Consider the following 16,431-nt stretch of genomic DNA (forward strand, 5'->3'; position numbering starts at 1 on the left):
TACTTCATTCTTTAAGCCTGACATGTCTTCTTTTAGATCTGACATATCTTCTTGTATTAATGATATATTTTTTTGCATTCCTTTTAAAATTTCTAATATTTCATTTTCCACTTAAAACACCTCACTAAATCAATATACTGCTTTTAATGTTTATATATAAATTTGGTTATTTTCTATATTTTTTAATTTGTATAAAATTCGTTATAAAAACATTTTAATATATATTATAATGTTTTTCAATTATTATAATTTTTAATTGATTCTTCATTAACATATTCTCATAAGTTTTAGCTATTATTTATTATATATCTTTTCTTTTTGTTTTAAAAAATTCTGTTAATATTCTGCTACATTCACTGCTGTAAATCCAATTAACATTAACTTTGTAATTTAAATATGGGTTTTCTATAATATTTATTACAGAACCACATGCACCTGCAGTTGGATCAAATGTTCCTATATATAAATTACTTATTCTAGCTTGAGCTATAGCCGAAGCACACATAGGACATGGTTCCAATGTAACATATAAACTGCAGCCTGAAAGTCTCCAATTATTTAGAACTTTACAAGCTTTTTTTATAGCTAAAATTTCAGCATGAGCTGTAGGATCTTTTAATTTTTCTTTAAGATTAAATGCCCGGGAAATAATTTTATTATCTTTTACTATAATCGCACCTACAGGAACTTCGTTTAATTTTAATGCTTTATAGGCTTCTTTTATAGCTTCTTTTATAAACAATTCTTGCATTTTTATTCCTTTCAACTTGAATACTTTATATATTTTAATAATTAAATTTTACAAAATATTATTGTTTTTAAAATTTTGATATTTTAATTTTATAGCATTAATATTTTTGATAAATACACCTACAATAAATGGATCAAAATGATTTCCAGAACCTTCTTTTATTATTTTTATAGTATCTTCAAAGCTAAAAGGTTTTTTATATGGTCTTTTACTGGTTAATGCATCAAATACATCTGCCACAGCAACTATTCTTGCACTAAGAGGAATATCCTCTCCTTTTTTGCCATAAGGATACCCAGAGCCATCCCATTTTTCATGGTGTCCCTCTACTATATCTATTGCCATTTTATATATACTCATACCATTTCGTTCTAAAATTTCATCTGCTGTTTTTAAAACTTTTGCTCCATAAATAGTATGTTTTTTCATTATTTCAAATTCTTCATATGTTAATTTACCTGATTTTAATAATATTTCATCAGGAATTGCAACTTTTCCTATATCGTGAAGAGGACTAAATCTTTCAATATTGTCTATATACTCTATATCTATTATATCTTTATATTTATCTTCTTTAGATAAAAATCCAGCAATCATTTTAGAATATTTTTTTATTCTATAAATATGATCTCCTGTTTCAGAATCTCTTTCTTCAGTAAGTTTAGCTAAAGCTAAAGTTGAACTTATAATCATATCTTTTATTAAAATATCTTTTTCAAGACTTAAAGCAATACTATTAGCTAATGTTCTTAAAAATATTATGTGTTCTTTTTTATATATGTTTTTTAAATTACTTGAAAAAAATATTATTCCTATGACTTTATTATTACTTTTTAAAGGAAATGTTATAGAAGATTTTATTCCTTCTTCAATAAGTATCTTATTATATTCTTTAAGTGGTTTTCCTTTTACATATTCTTCTAAATCATTTATAATTCTTTCTTCACCATTTTTAACAATTTTACTAAGACTCGTATTATCTAAATATGCTTCAATTCCTTTCATTTTAGACACTAAATTTTTATGATTATCACTACTTATACCATAAGAAGCTCTTACCATTTTTTTATCATACTCAATAAGTGCAACACCTATATGAGTATAAGGTATATATTTAGAAAATGTATTAAATATATATTCTAAAATCTGTTTAAAAGGAACATTTTTATTTATATTTTCAATAAGATTTATTAAACTATTTAATTGTCCAAAAACAGTATTTATTTCTAAAAATTCACCCAAATTTTATACCCCCTTTTTTAAAAAAAGTGGCAGATGAATATCTAAATATCCACTGCCACTTTGGTGTTCCCGGCGGGAATCGAACCCACGGCCTACCGCTTAGGAGGCGGTCGCTCTATCCTTCTGAGCTACGGAAACATATTTTATTTACCATAATATTTTATTATAGTTTATTTTTAAAGTCAATAGCTCTATAATTTCTTAATTTTTTTCTTAATATGTTAAATATTATTTCATTATATATATACATAAATTTAATACTTTATATGTAAAATTATTTTTATTACAAATAATACTTTTAAAATTATTATTTTTGATATATTCTTAATATAAGTAAACAATATCATTTTTTATTATAAATTTAGGAGAGTGAATTTAGTGAGTAACATACATATAACTGAAACAGTTCTTAGAGATGCTAATCAATCTCTTATTGCTACAAGACTTTCTTTTAATCAATTTGCTCCTATACTTAGGGAATTAGATGATGCTGGATATTATTCTATAGAATGCTGGGGAGGAGCTACTTTTGATGCATGTATAAGATATTTAAATGAAGATCCTTGGGAAAGATTAAAAAAGATAAAATCTGTAGTAAAAAAAACTCCACTTCAAATGCTTTTAAGAGGTCAAAATTTACTTGGATATAAACATTATCCAGATGATGTAGTTAGGGAATTTATTAAAATGGCAGTTTATTATGGAATCGATATAATAAGAATTTTTGATGCTTTAAATGATTTTAGAAATATAGAAACTGCTATTTATGAAACTAAAAAACAAGGGGCTCATGCACAAGGAACTATAGTATATACTATAAGCCCTATTCATAATACAGAAAGTTATATAAGTTTAGCTAAAGAACTTGAAAATATGGGAGCTGATTCTATTTGTTTAAAAGATATGGCAGGACTTATAATGCCTAATACTGCTTATAGTTTAATTAAAGGAATAAAAGAAGCTGTCAAAATTCCAGTATATATTCATTCACATTCTACAAACGGATTAGCTGAAATGTCTTATTTAAAAGCTATAGAGGCAGGAGTTGATGGAATTGATTGTGCTATTTCTTCTTTTTCAAGCGGCACATCTCAGCCTCCAACGGAAACTATGAATGAAGTGCTGAAAAATATGGGATTTAATACAGGTATTGAAAATACTAAACTTAAATCTATAAATAATTATTTTAAACCTATAAGGGAAAATTTTATAAAATCTGGTATTTTAGATGCTAAAGTTTTAAGTCCTCAACCAGAAGCTTTAACTTATCAAATACCTGGAGGAATGCTTTCTAATATGATATCACAGCTTAAAAGTCAAAATTCCATAGAAAAACTTGAAGAAGTTTTAAAGGAAGTTCCAAAAGTAAGAGAAGATTTAGGTTATCCCCCACTTGTAACACCTATGAGCCAGATGGTTGGTACTCAAGCTACTATAAATGTTCTTACAGGGGAAAGATATAAGATGATACTTAAAGAAGTAAAGGCTTATTGCAGAGGAGAGTATGGAAAATCTCCTGGGAAAATTAATGAAGATCTTTTAAACAAGGCTCTTCAAGGAGAAGAAAGAATAACTACAAGGTTTGCAGATACCCTTGAGCCAATTTTCGAAAACACAAAAGAAAAGCTTAAATATATAACAAACAGTGAAGAAGATGTACTAACTTATATTTTATTTCCTCAAATAGCAGAAGATTTTATAAAAAATAAACATTTAAATCCTACAATAGAGCAAACAAGAAGTGAATATAAAAGTCAGCCTATATAAGCTGACTTTTTACTTTATTTTCTTTTCTCTTATAGATTTTCTAGTATTTTGTAAATATTTTTTTACTTCATTAAATTGTTTACTTGTAACAGCAGAAAATAAAATATCTATAACATTAAGCTGAGCAATTCTTGAAGACATGGCACCACTTCTTATGCTTATTTCTGGCGCTGATACAAATAGTTTTATATCACAAATATTACTTATAGGATTTTGACCAAATTTTGTTATACTTATAGTAGTTGCTCCTGATTCTTTAGCCATTTTTATGGAATCATATGTATCTTTAGTTTCCCCTGAATAAGATATAGCAACAGCAACATCTTCTTTTTTTAAATTAGCTGCAGAAGCTATTTGAAGATGCGGATCGGGAAAACTTAATGCTATTTTATTTATTCTTGAAAATTTTTGCATAGCATCATAAGCAATAATAAATGAAGCCCCTATACCAAAAAACTCAATTCTATCTGCTGATACAATTGCATCTACTGCTTTATTTATTTCATCAAAAGAAATTATCTCTAAAGTATTATCAATGGATTTTTTATTATTATAACTTATATTTTGTATTATAGATTCTAAAGAATCTCCAGGTTTTACATCTGTATATTGTTCTTCTTCATCTTCTTTTTTCATAGAGGCTATATCTTTTGTAATGCTTATTCTAAAATCTTTATAACCTTTAAAGTCAAGAACTTTACATAACCTTACAATAGTTGCTTCACTTGTTCCTATCCTTTTTGCAAGCTCTCCTATAGAAAGATTTGATACGCTATCTGGATTTTCAATTATATATTTTGCTACTTTTTTTTCAGATGGACTTATATTATCTAATATTTCTTTTATTTTTATCAAACTGCCAGGCATTTTTGTTTTCCTCCTTTGGTTTATATATTCTATTATACCAATATGAAAAAAACTTTCATAGTTTTTAAAAATTCTTATTTATATAGAATTTACTTGTAAATTTTAAAGTGGATAAAAAATATTGTTAATGATAAAATACAAAATATAAAGTTTTAATTTATTTTATTGATAAAGGTATGTATTTTTATTTTTTGATTAATAGTAGTTACTAGATTTTTATTGAAATTTTTTATTGTATAAGGAGATTTATGTAATGATAAAATATTATGATAGAAAAAAAAAATCATATGAAATAGAAAAAGTAGCTGGAGAAAAATATTTAAATTGGACTTATTCATCTCCAATAGGAATGAAACTTTTAGAAAGTTTTATAAAGAAAAAATGTTTTTCAAAGATATATGGTTGGTATTTAGATAGAAAAATAAGCAAAAGAAAAATAAAAAGTTTTATAAATGAATTTAATATAAATATGTCAGAGTTTGAAAAAAAAGAAGAAGATTTTAAAACTTTTAATGAATTTTTTTATAGAAAATTAAATACTAAATCTCGTCCTATAAATATGAATAAAGAAATATTGATATCGCCTGCAGATGGAAAACTATTTTCTTATGAGAATATAGATTTAGAAAATTTAGTTCAAGTTAAAGGATTTACTTATAGTCTTAGAGAACTTATAAAAAATGATACAATATCAAATATGTATAAAGGAGGTACTTGTTTAATTTTAAGACTCTGTCCTACTGATTATCATCGTTTCCATTTTATTGATAGCGGAATATGTAGTGAAACTTTTAAAATAAAGGGCTTTTATTATTCTGTAAATCCTATAGCTATTCAAAATGTAAAAAAATTATTTTGTGAAAATAAAAGAGAATGGAGTTTATTTCACTCAGAAAATTTTGGAGATGTTTTATATGTTGAAGTTGGAGCAACTTGTGTAGGTTCTATAGTTCAAACATTCATTCCAAATAAAAGAGTTAATAAAGGAGATGAAAAAGGTTATTTTAAATTTGGCGGATCTACAATAATGCTTTTTTTTGAGAAAAATAAGGTTAAAATAGATGAAGATATAATATATCAAACAAAATTAGGTTTTGAAACTTCTGTATTTATGGGAGAGAAAATTGGAGTAGCTAAGAAGCTTTCGCAAAATAATTCATAAATTTTATAGGTTTTGCTAAAGCCTCTTAAAGTGTTAATCAATTGCTATTATAATGTTAAATATATCATCATTTAAGTTAAAAATAAGTTTTGTAGAATTATTTCCACTTACAGTTAGAGACATATCTTCTCCAACAACAACAGTAGGTGGAGATAAACTAATAACTTTTTCTGTATTTAGTTTCATAATAGCAGAACCTAAAGCCATATTGGCAAGTTCCCCTAAAGCACTTTTAGCCATAAAATCAAGTTCTTTAATTTCTGTTCCGCCCATCATTGCTGAAATTACTTGAGAAGCTGTAGATTTTTTAAATCCTATTATAACGTTTCCTTTTATATTTTCTGTAAGCCCTATTAATACATTAACTTGTTCGCCAATAAACTGATGTTTTTCATATATTTCTTCTTTAAAATAAGAATTTAACCCAAACATTTGAAACAACTCAGTTACAGCTTCAATTATGGAACTTTTTAAATCCACATCTACCACTTCTCCTTACCAAATACATTTTATACTTTAAATGTTACACTATTTGTATTTATAGTCAAGTTTTTTATATAAAAACTATTAAAAACCATAAATTTTAGACATTTTGTGATTTTATTCATCATTTTTATTTATTAATTATAAAAAAATAAAATAAATTATGCAACATTTTTATTAATTAAAATGTAACAAAATTATTTTTTCTAATAAAATAGAAATATTTTTAATTATAAAAAAATACCTTCAAAGCATTGATTTTAATAGCCTTGAAGGTATTTTGGTGCGGCAGAGAGGATTCGAACCCCCGACCAACTGGTTCGTAGCCAGCTACTCTATCCAACTGAGCTACTGCCGCATATTTTAAATTAAAAACACCTAAACTCTGTTAGGTGCTTTCATGGCGGAGACGCCGGGATTCGAACCCGGGCTAGAGTTACCCCTACTAACGGTTTAGCAAACCGTCCTCTTCAGCCACTTGAGTACATCTCCAAATATATTTAATATGGCGGAAAGAGTGGGATTCGAACCCACGGTACGGTCACCCGTACGCCGGTTTTCAAGACCGGTGCCTTAAACCAACTCGACCATCTTTCCGTATCACAATGACAATGATTATTATAACAAAAGCTTTTTAAAGTGTCAATATATTTTAATATATATTTTTAAAAATTATGATTGATTTATGATAATATCCTAATATACCACAATTTTTATTGATAACTGGAGAAAAATAATTAAAAAAGCACCAGTAAAACTGGTGCTAATAGTATAAAAAATTTTGATACATTTTTAAAAATATTTGGTATATATTTTAATATATATTTTTTAAAATTATGATTAAAATATTCCTATAAATTTATTTATTTTATTATATCTGTTCCCATAAATGGTCTTAAAACTTCTGGTACAGTTACAGTACCATCTTCATTTTGATAATTTTCAAGTATTGCTGCAACTGTTCTTCCTACTGCTACTCCTGAACCATTTAATGTATGAACATACTGAGGTTTATCCTTTGGATTTTCTCTATATCTTATGTTTGCACGTCTAGCTTGAAAATCTTCAAAGTTACTGCAGCTTGAAATTTCAACATATCTATTGTAACTTGGCATCCAAACTTCTATATCATAAGTGCAAGCTGATGAAAACCCTAAATCACCACTGCAAAGTTTAACTACCCTATAAGGAAGTCCTAACCCCTGAAGAACTCTTTCAGCATCATTGGTAAGTTTTTCAAGTTCATCATAAGAATTTTCTGGTTTTGTAAACTTAACAAGCTCAACTTTATTAAACTGATGCTGCCTTATAAGTCCTCTTGTATCTCTTCCTGCAGAACCAGCTTCTGATCTAAAACAAGCACTATATGCTACATGTTTTATTGGAAGATCTAAGCCATTTAAAATTTCATCACTATAAAGATTAGTTACAGGTACCTCTGCTGTAGGTATTAAAAAATAATCTGTATTTGCTACTTTAAAAGCATCTTCTTCAAATTTTGGAAGCTGCCCTGTACCTGTCATACTTTTTCTATTTACCATAAATGGTGGGAATATCTCTGTATAACCATTTATCTCTGTATGAGTATTTAAAAAATAGTTTATTATTGCTCTTTCAAGTCTTGCACCAAGGCCTTTGTATACAGTAAATCTAGAACCAGTTATTTTCCCTGCTCTATCAAAATCTAAAATGTTTAGATTAGTTCCTATATCCCAATGTGCCTTAGGTTCAAATTTAAATTTAGTTATATCTCCCCATTTTCTCATTTCTAAATTATCTGCATCAGATTTTCCTTCTGGTACAGTTTCATTTGGAATATTTGGTATTTTTAATAATATATTTTGAATTTTTTCATCAATTTCTGTTAGACAATCATCTAATTTTTTAATTTCTTCTCCTACTTTTTTCATTTCAGCCATTATAGGAGCAACATCTTCTCCTGATTTTTTAAGTTTTGGTATTTCTTTTGAAACTTGATTTCTTTTATTTTTTAAATTATCTGCTTGAACTAAAATTTCTCTTCTTTTTTCATCAAGATTTAATATTTCATCTATAAAAGAAACATAAATTTCCCCTCTTTTTAAAATTTTATTTTTTATTTCTTCAGGATTGTTTCTTATTTTTTTTATATCTAGCATAGTTATCTCTCCTATTCTTTATTTATATTTTTAGTGCAAATAATATCTACACCTGTATTTAAAATATTTTTGCATATAACATCTCCAATTTTTATAGGAGCTCCAACATAAATTCTACTTAAAGCCTTTGAACATTCTATCCATAAACTTTTATCTATAGGTTTGCTACTCTTTACAGGAGCTACATTATATTTTGAACCTTTTATTCTAACTAAAGTTGTTAAAAAATCTTTGTTGTTAATTTCCATATATTACACTCCATCAAATTCCTTTATTCTACTTAATATCATCTTAGAATTTTTAGAATCTTTAACTATATCTGTTATATTTTTGTTTGTTTCTCTTGCAAGTATAGATATAATTTTATTAGTGCAATATGCTCCTTGGCAGCTTCCAAGAGTTACTCCTGTTCTTCTTTTTACACCTTCTAATGTTCTTGCTCCTAAAGGTCTCCTTATAGCTTCTACTATTTCTCCTTCTGTAATCATCTGACAAAGACATACTATTTTACTAAATCTTTTATCAAGTTTTATTATTTCATCTTTTTCTTTATCTGATAAATCTCTAAATCTATAAAATTCTCTTCTTTTATCATTAAAATCTTTTTTTAATTTACATTTCATATTATTTACTACAGTTTCACATATTATTTTAGCAATAGCAGGTGTCATTGTCACTTCTCCATAATGTTTTGCAGAAACTTTTATATATCCTTTATCTACAGAACTATCATCTATTAGTACATCATTTTTATAAAAGAAGGATTGATAAAAACTTGTTATATTTTCATCTTTAACCCCATTTATAAGAGATGAAACTCTTTTTATAGATTTATCATAACTTAAATTTTCTTTAGTATTTAAAGCAGCTATTGTATTACCATGCATTGAAGGAATAGTAAAAGCCCTTTCTCCTTCTTCGCTTATAGTAAAAAGTATATTAGAAAAAATACCCTTAAAATCCCTTTCAAGTAAAAAGTATTTTAAATAAAAAACATTGTTTATTACTTCTTCATTATTATTATCAATACTATATTTGTTTCTTGGTGTAGTATTAATAACCATTCTACAAGTAAATTTATTTTTATTAGTTTCAACTTTAAATCCTTTTGAAATTTTCTTTATATCTATTACTTCTTCTTCTAATTTAAAATTAACTCCATTGTCAAAGGCTATCTCTGCATAAGATATTGCCAAATCATAAGGACATACAACTCCTATATTATCTGAATGAATAGCTTTTATAACTTTTATATTAAGGTTAGGTTCCATTTCATATACAGTATTACTATCTAGAAGTTTTATACCTCCTACTCCTCTTTTTAAAGCTCTTTCATACATTTTAATAATTTTTTGTTCTTCTTTTTCATTTGTTGCAACTATAAGTCCCCCTGTTCTTTTAAATGGTACATTAAATTTTGATGTTATTTCATCAAACATGTTATTTCCCATTAATTCTAATTTAGCTGCTAAAGTGTTTTTAGTTTCTATTCCATCATATACTACAGCAGAATTTATTAAAGCTATGTCATCTGCTATATCATAATCTTTTTCAATTACAGCTATATTTAAACTATATTTTGAAAGTTCATAGGCAACAGCACAACCTATTATTCCCCCACCCAAAATAAGTACATCATAATCCATAATGTATTTATGCCTCCAATTATAAGAAGTTCTCTTTTTTCTCTTATATATTATAATACTACTTTTATTTATAGGTATAAAATTTTTTATCAATATTTTAATTTATGTGATTTTTACTTTGATTTTTATATATTTTGTTATTTATTTAATTCTTCTAAAATATTTTGCAAACTTTTTATATATTCTCCGTATTTAGCCCAATCCCCATTTTTTTGAGCCTCTACTGCTTTATCAAAATATTCTTTTGCAGATTTAATTTTTTCTTTAAATTCAGAATTTATATTTTCATTTAAATTTGAAGATTTCTTATCCTCTGTTACTTTATTATAATTAAACATTTGCTCAAGTGCTTTGTCTATATTTTCAGCCATTACTATTTTTTCTCCATCGAAAATCACTACTCTTTTCATTTCTGGAATACTTTTTTCACCAGTTGCTCTTAAGTAAATTGGATTTACATATAAAAGAGATTGATTTATAGGTATAATTATAGTATCACCATATACAATTTCAGAACCTTCTTTATTCCAAAGAGATATTTCCTTGGAAATCAAAGGATCTTGAAGTATCTTTTGTTTAAATAAATAAGGACTATATATTGTTTTTTGCGGCGGGAACTTATAAAGTGACATTTTACCGTAATTTTCATCGTCCATTCTTGCCGCTAAAAGTGCTACCATATTATTTTTATTTCTCATATTAAAGTATTCTAAAAGTATCATTTCTTCTTTTTGACTGTTTGGAAGTTTCATTGTTACATAATATCCTTCGTTAATTTCCTTTTCTCCTTCTATTTTCTTTTGATTAGTTGAAACTTCCCATAAATCTTCTTCATTATAAAAAACTCCTGGATCAGTTATATGATATTTCCCGAGAACATTACATTGAATATCAAATAAATCCTCTGGATATCTAAAGTGTTTTTGTATATCCTTTGATAAAGTATTTATATCTTTAAAAAGACTTGGAAATATCTTTGCATAACTAAGTGCTATTGGATCGTTCTTATCAATAATGTAAAAATTAGTATCTCCATTAAAAGCATCTATAACTACTTTAATTGAATTTCTTATGTAATTTACACCATTATAAGGCTGAGAATATGGATACATATTTGAAGTAGTATATGCATCTATTATCCAATAAAGTTTTCCATCATTTATAACAATATATGGATCTTTATCATAGCTTAAAAATGGAGCTATCTTTTTAACTCTATCTATAATGTTTCTGTTTATAAGTATTTTACTATCACTATTTATTGCTTGAGATAATATAAAATTAATATTTCTTTCATTAACAGCAAAAAGAATTCTGTTTATCAAATTCATTTTTATTCCTGCATTACCTGAATATTTATTCCATTCGTTATTTCCACCTTGAGGATAATCAAATTCGTTTATATCTGTATTTACTATAGCATATTCGTTTGTTTTTTCACCAAAATATATTCTTGGTTCTTTAATATCTATATCTGTACTATTTTCAGGAGGTATGTCCTTAATTAGAAAATCAGGCTGTCCTTCTTCAGTTACAGAATTTACTTTACTCATTACAATACCATAGCCATGAGTATATATAAGATGTTTATTTTGCCATGTATTTGCATTACCTTCAAATTTTTTCTGATTTATTTCTCTAGGAGCTATAAATACTTGATTATTTTTTCCATTAATATTATATCTATCTATATCCACATCATTAAAATCATAATAATATCTTATAACTTGAACTTGATTATAAAATTCAAGTGATGGTATATAAGAATTAATTCTTATATTATTTATAATATCACTGTTATTTTGTATGTCTTCTTTTTTTAATGTATTTTTTACCTCAAAAATATTTTCATTTATATTATCTATGTTAAAGGCTTTTCTTGTATAATTTATATTATTTTCTATATAAGGTCTTTCAAGAGTTATTTCATTAGATTTAACTAAAAATCTTTGAAGAACACTTGAAGTTATACCTTCTCCTATAATAAATAAGAAAATAAAAACTATAGATATAATAATAGGTTTAATCTTTCCTTTTATAACACTTATAAATATAACTATTGAAGCAATAATAGCTGTTATACTTATAATTCTATAAAAAATTAAAGTTATATTAGCATCTGTATACCCTGCTCCATATACTACTCCTGTTGGATCATATAATAAATTCCATCCTTTTATTATATAACCTAAAGAAACTAAAAGAGCCATAAGTGCTGAAACTATAGCAAGCTGTTTTCCTGCAAATTTTGTAATACTGCTTTTCATTGTAGTATTTTTTTTGAATATGTTTTTTAAATCTTTTCCACTAAACTTATCTCTTGTATTCATAGTAAAATATAAAACTAAAGTTATTATTATTAAAAATGCTAAAACAACTACAGCTGCACCATATAAAGATTGTATTAATGGTAGCTTAAATATAAAAAAAGATATATCTTTATGAAAAATTGGGTCTTTAATATTGAAATTAGTAGAATTAGTAAATTGTAGTATTCTATACCAATATGTAGAAGATATTGTGTAAGATATAATTAAAGAAATTATTATATTTGCTAAAATAAACCTCTTTTTCCTTAATGGATTTTTTATAACATCAATAACATCTGACATATTATCTATATTTGTTTTTAATGTCTTACAGTAAAAATATATTACTATAAATATAATTATAAACATAGGAATCATAAGCTTTATAACAGCTAAAATTTTAGTAAAATAAATTGATAGATAATTTACTTCTTTAAACCACATTATATTTATTATAAAATTTACTATTCTATCAAAAAATAAAATAGCTAAAATTATAATTATTAATAAAAAACTTAACCCTAATTTCCTTTTTTTCATACCTATCCCCTTTTACTCATACCTATTATTTTGCTTAAAGTGGTATTTTTAGTTTCTATTGCACCTACAGGGCATAATTCCTGACAACAAAAACATCTTATACAATTTTTCATATTCCAAACAGGCTTTAATTTATCTCCTTTTTTAACCATACTTATAACTTTACCCTTTTCAGGACAAACTTCCTGACATCTCTTACAACCTATACATTTATCTTCAATAAGTGAAGGAGTTGGTGCAAGCATACCTGTCAAAAATCTAGAAACTGTAGGATTGGAAAAATGAAAACCAGTACTTTTTCTTGCAAGCTTAAAATTTTTAGGCTTCATACTCTCTATAGTTTCCCCTAAAACTTCTATTTCTTCTGGAAGAACAGCTCCCCATTTATTATCATAAACTTCTTTTAAAGTTGGAGTATCAAGAGGATTATCATATCCTATAAGTCTAACTGCTACTGAATCAACAGCACTTAAACTCTCACCCATAATAATAGTATCCATTTTATGAGGGTTTCCATTTTTAGGTCCATTCCCCTCCATTGCAACTATACCATCTAATATAGCAAAACTAGTACCTACTAATGTGTTTAAATCTAAAAGCATTTTGCAAAATTTATTAGCATCAGGCATTCTTGTATGCCATCCTGCCTTTTGAGTCCCATGAATACATCCAAATTGATTTTTAATAGCTCCTGTAAAATAAGCCATTGCATGAGTTTTTAATTTTGGAAGAGTTATAACTACATCTGCTTCATATGGAGCTCTTGCTATATCCCATGACTTACATAATATTGAATTATCAAGCCTTACATGTATTGTTTCCCTAAAATCATCAAATTTAACTCCATATTTATTGGCAACTTCCATAAGTCCACTTTTTTCTGCAGCTTTTCTTGAATCTCCAAAACCTGGAGAATCTCCAAATATTATATCATTAGAATATTCTTTTACTATTCTAATTACAGCTTCAAAAACTGCATAGTGGGTAATTACAGGAGAACCAGGCTGTTCTATACTTAAAAAATTTGGTTTTAAAAGTACCTTGCTTCCACTAGGTATAAGTTTTTTTAAATATTTATCTCCACCTAAAAGTTCAAAACCTTCTCTTAATTTTTTTTCAATTAAATCTACATCATAATCTATACATTTTATTAATGCTACTTTTTCCATAAATTTATCCTTTCTTTTAATATTGCAATAAATATAAAATTTAATAAATAAAAATATTAATAATAACTTTATTATACTATAAGCCTTATGATATAAAAGTTAAATTTTTTATTATTTAATAAAATTTAACTTTTAATATTACTTTTTAATTTAGTAAATAAATAATATTATTTTATGTTTATAATATAAAATATTTTTATTTTAAACTAATTAGCTTAATATTTAATATAATTCATTAATTACGATAAAGCATTAAAGTGGAAAATGTATATTTCCACAAACTTTATTTTTAAAAATTATAAAATAAAAATTTTTTCTGAATTTAATATGAATTTAATCTGAAATTAAATATTTCTTTTCTTTTAATGCATTTAATATCCTTTGCATTATTTCTTCATTATCAGCTTCAATAGTATGTAGATGTACTCCTTTTGTTAAAGCAGAAAGTGGCTCTGCTTTATATTTTTTGCTTTTCTCAATAAAATTTTGAACATCATATAAGTTTTTAACCATAAGCATGCCTCTTATTTCTCCATATAATGGATGTTCTATTATTACGTTTTCTATAGTACCTCCAAAACTTACAATACATGTTAACTCATCTTCTATATTTTCAGGTTTATGGCTTACAGCAATAACTCTTTTTATTTTTTGTCTATTTTCTTTGGAAATCATATACCCTTCAGGAGTTGCTATTATATCAACTCCTGAAGCTCTAAGTATAGCTATATCTTTAACTATAACTTGCCTTGTAACTCCAAACTCACGGGCTAAATTTTGACCTTTTTGAGGCTCTGGTCTATTTTTTAAAATTTCTTCAATTAATTTTCTCCTCTCTTTTGAACCCATTATTTTATCTCCTATTCTAATAATAGTTTTTTATATTGAAATAAATCTTGTAAAAATTATATAAAATATTAATTTATATTAATTCATGCTATCACACTTTTTTAATATATCAAGCTCTTTATTTCCTGTTATTTTATCATTATGGTGATTTTTTATTAAATATAAAAATTTTTCATCATATTTTTTATAGGATTTTAAAAGATTATATCCTTTTTCTGCATGATTATAATATATATCTATTTTTTTAAAATTACTAAACTTTTTTAATTTTCCTTTTGAAATTTTATTTAAAATCACAATTAATGATTTTTCTATAGGATTTAATCTTTTATAAATCTTACCTATATCATGAAGAAGTGCTGCTTTAATTAAATTTTCATTTCCTTTATAAATTTGCATAACATCTTTAGCTACATTTATAGAATGTTTTTGTTCATATGAAGATAATTTATTAAAAATATTTTTTTCATTTTTATCTAAATAACTATTTATAAATGTAATATCTTCTGAAGTTATTTTAGAAGTTACAGCCCAATAAAACTGTTTTATTCTATACAAAAACATATTTTGTTCTCCTTTTGTATTTTTATTAAAGTATAATAGGCTGATTAAAAACAAATATTATAGTATTTTTCATATATTATAATAACTTAAATTTATTTTAATTTCATTATTTTTTGCTATTTTTATAAATAATAATATAAATTTAAAATATTTTCAAAATATAACATTATTTTTTCCATATATTTGTATTTGATGTAGCTATTATACAACCTACTTTACATAATATCAAGTATAACATTATATACAACCATTTATATTAATAGCTGTACAAAAATTAATATTAGCTCAGCAAAACCCATAATCTACTTCCGCGTGTTCCAGTTACATATAAAAATAATATTAGCTTTTTCCAGCTGCCGACCGAGGGGGTATTATCAGAAGTTCCAGTTACATATAAAAATAATATTAGCACCAGTAAAACTGGTGCTAATATTATAAAAATTTTTCTACATTTTTTATAAATGGTTAAAAATATAAAATTATTTATTCTCTTATCCCAAAAGTAAAAAAATGAGCTAGAATAATATATAAAATAAATAAAAAAAAAGCAGTCTAAAAGACTACTTTTGGTGGAGATATAGGGATTCGAACCCTAGACCCCCTGCGTGCAAGGCAGGTGCTCTCCCAGCTGAGCTATACCCCCATATGGTGGACCTTCAGGGACTCGAACCCCGGACCAACCGGTTATGAGCCGGTTGCTCTAACCAACTGAGCTAAAGATCCACGTTATTAACCTGGCAACGTCCTACTCTTCCACTCGGTCTCCCGAGCAGTACCATCGGCGCTGAGAAGCTTAACTTGCGTGTTCGGAATGGGAACGGGTGTTACCTTCTCGCCATCATCACCAGATAATTCATTTCTGACAGATTGTATTTTATCATCTTTATATACAGCTGTCAATATAATTTAAAAAAATTTTATTGTTTAGAATTTATTGTTTTATT

General features: G+C 25.8%; 13 protein-coding genes, 6 tRNA genes and 1 rRNA gene. 2 read left to right on the plus strand and 18 right to left on the minus strand.

Annotation, left to right across the window (positions count from 1 at the left end; genetic code table 11):
* Positions 1–301: 301 nt before the first annotated feature.
* From tadA to B5D11_RS11230, 3 genes are all read right to left on the minus strand, one after another.
* Positions 302–751, minus strand: a complete 450-nt coding sequence (tadA, locus tag B5D11_RS11220; RefSeq protein WP_078683126.1) for a tRNA adenosine(34) deaminase TadA — start codon at positions 749–751, stop codon at positions 302–304.
* Between the two features lie 48 nt (positions 752–799).
* On the minus strand, positions 800–1,993 hold the full coding sequence (locus tag B5D11_RS11225) for an HD-GYP domain-containing protein (RefSeq protein ID WP_078683127.1): 1,194 nt from the start codon (positions 1,991–1,993) through the stop codon (positions 800–802).
* 61 nt (positions 1,994–2,054) lie between these two features.
* A tRNA-Arg gene (locus B5D11_RS11230) sits at positions 2,055–2,131 on the minus strand.
* Positions 2,132–2,371: 240 nt separating this feature from the next.
* Between B5D11_RS11230 and B5D11_RS11235 the strand changes: the two genes are divergently transcribed.
* On the plus strand, positions 2,372–3,760 hold the full coding sequence (locus tag B5D11_RS11235) for a pyruvate carboxylase subunit B (protein ID WP_078683128.1): 1,389 nt from the start codon (positions 2,372–2,374) through the stop codon (positions 3,758–3,760).
* A gap of 9 nt (positions 3,761–3,769) precedes the next feature.
* Here B5D11_RS11235 and B5D11_RS11240 read toward each other — a convergent pair whose 3' ends face one another.
* A complete protein-coding gene (locus tag B5D11_RS11240; protein ID WP_078683129.1) occupies positions 3,770–4,627 on the minus strand; it encodes a MurR/RpiR family transcriptional regulator in 858 nt (285 codons plus the stop codon).
* Positions 4,628–4,880: 253 nt separating this feature from the next.
* Between B5D11_RS11240 and B5D11_RS11245 the strand changes: the two genes are divergently transcribed.
* Entirely contained in the window at positions 4,881–5,789 is a 909-nt protein-coding gene (locus B5D11_RS11245) for a phosphatidylserine decarboxylase (protein ID WP_078683130.1), read from the plus strand.
* A gap of 33 nt (positions 5,790–5,822) precedes the next feature.
* Here B5D11_RS11245 and B5D11_RS11250 read toward each other — a convergent pair whose 3' ends face one another.
* The 14 genes from B5D11_RS11250 to rrf form a co-directional block, all read right to left on the minus strand.
* A complete protein-coding gene (locus B5D11_RS11250; protein ID WP_078683131.1) occupies positions 5,823–6,269 on the minus strand; it encodes a chemotaxis protein CheX in 447 nt (148 codons plus the stop codon).
* 284 nt (positions 6,270–6,553) lie between these two features.
* Positions 6,554–6,630: transfer RNA gene (locus B5D11_RS11255), tRNA-Arg, on the minus strand.
* Positions 6,631–6,673: 43 nt separating this feature from the next.
* A tRNA-Ser gene (locus B5D11_RS11260) sits at positions 6,674–6,764 on the minus strand.
* A gap of 14 nt (positions 6,765–6,778) precedes the next feature.
* Positions 6,779–6,869, minus strand: a tRNA-Ser gene (locus tag B5D11_RS11265).
* A gap of 266 nt (positions 6,870–7,135) precedes the next feature.
* Positions 7,136–8,410 carry a serine--tRNA ligase gene (serS, locus tag B5D11_RS11270; protein WP_078683132.1) on the minus strand — a complete coding sequence of 425 codons (1,275 nt, stop codon included), beginning with the start codon at positions 8,408–8,410 and terminating at the stop codon, positions 7,136–7,138.
* 11 nt (positions 8,411–8,421) lie between these two features.
* Positions 8,422–8,658, minus strand: a complete 237-nt coding sequence (locus tag B5D11_RS12570) for a DUF1667 domain-containing protein (RefSeq protein WP_127837295.1) — start codon at positions 8,656–8,658, stop codon at positions 8,422–8,424.
* A 3-nt stretch (positions 8,659–8,661) separates the two neighbouring features.
* Entirely contained in the window at positions 8,662–10,056 is a 1,395-nt protein-coding gene (locus B5D11_RS11275) for an NAD(P)/FAD-dependent oxidoreductase (RefSeq protein ID WP_143327706.1), read from the minus strand.
* A 137-nt stretch (positions 10,057–10,193) separates the two neighbouring features.
* Positions 10,194–12,905 carry a UPF0182 family protein gene (locus B5D11_RS11280; RefSeq protein WP_078683133.1) on the minus strand — a complete coding sequence of 904 codons (2,712 nt, stop codon included), beginning with the start codon at positions 12,903–12,905 and terminating at the stop codon, positions 10,194–10,196.
* 2 nt (positions 12,906–12,907) lie between these two features.
* Positions 12,908–14,074: a DUF362 domain-containing protein gene (locus B5D11_RS11285; protein WP_078683134.1), complete on the minus strand. Its 1,167-nt coding sequence runs from the start codon at positions 14,072–14,074 to the stop codon at positions 12,908–12,910.
* Between the two features lie 333 nt (positions 14,075–14,407).
* Positions 14,408–14,923, minus strand: coding sequence for a transcription repressor NadR (locus B5D11_RS11290; RefSeq protein ID WP_078683135.1), 516 nt, complete (start codon positions 14,921–14,923; stop codon positions 14,408–14,410).
* 78 nt (positions 14,924–15,001) lie between these two features.
* Positions 15,002–15,487, minus strand: a complete 486-nt coding sequence (locus B5D11_RS11295) for an HD domain-containing protein (RefSeq protein ID WP_078683136.1) — start codon at positions 15,485–15,487, stop codon at positions 15,002–15,004.
* 567 nt (positions 15,488–16,054) lie between these two features.
* Positions 16,055–16,130 (minus strand) — tRNA-Ala (locus B5D11_RS11300).
* 3 nt (positions 16,131–16,133) lie between these two features.
* Positions 16,134–16,210: transfer RNA gene (locus B5D11_RS11305), tRNA-Ile, on the minus strand.
* A gap of 9 nt (positions 16,211–16,219) precedes the next feature.
* Positions 16,220–16,336, minus strand: a 5S ribosomal RNA gene (rrf, locus tag B5D11_RS11310).
* Positions 16,337–16,431: the final 95 nt, after the last annotated feature.

It is taken from the genome of Clostridium sp. USBA 49 (genome assembly GCF_900167505.1).
GTDB lineage: Bacteria > Bacillota > Clostridia > Clostridiales > Clostridiaceae > Clostridium_AT > Clostridium_AT prolinivorans.

Coding starts and splice junctions, on each gene's coding strand:
- B5D11_RS11295 (WP_078683136.1), bottom strand. CDS start 15,487: ATGTTTTTGTATAGAATAAAACAGTTTTATTGGGCTGTAACTTCTAAA.
- B5D11_RS11280 (WP_078683133.1), bottom strand. CDS start 12,905: ATGAAAAAAAGGAAATTAGGGTTAAGTTTTTTATTAATAATTATAATT.
- tadA (WP_078683126.1), bottom strand. CDS start 751: ATGCAAGAATTGTTTATAAAAGAAGCTATAAAAGAAGCCTATAAAGCA.
- B5D11_RS12570 (WP_127837295.1), bottom strand. CDS start 8,658: ATGGAAATTAACAACAAAGATTTTTTAACAACTTTAGTTAGAATAAAA.
- B5D11_RS11275 (WP_143327706.1), bottom strand. CDS start 10,056: ATGGATTATGATGTACTTATTTTGGGTGGGGGAATAATAGGTTGTGCT.
- B5D11_RS11290 (WP_078683135.1), bottom strand. CDS start 14,923: ATGGGTTCAAAAGAGAGGAGAAAATTAATTGAAGAAATTTTAAAAAAT.
- serS (WP_078683132.1), bottom strand. CDS start 8,410: ATGCTAGATATAAAAAAAATAAGAAACAATCCTGAAGAAATAAAAAAT.
- B5D11_RS11285 (WP_078683134.1), bottom strand. CDS start 14,074: ATGGAAAAAGTAGCATTAATAAAATGTATAGATTATGATGTAGATTTA.
- B5D11_RS11240 (WP_078683129.1), bottom strand. CDS start 4,627: ATGCCTGGCAGTTTGATAAAAATAAAAGAAATATTAGATAATATAAGT.
- B5D11_RS11245 (WP_078683130.1), top strand. CDS start 4,881: ATGATAAAATATTATGATAGAAAAAAAAAATCATATGAAATAGAAAAA.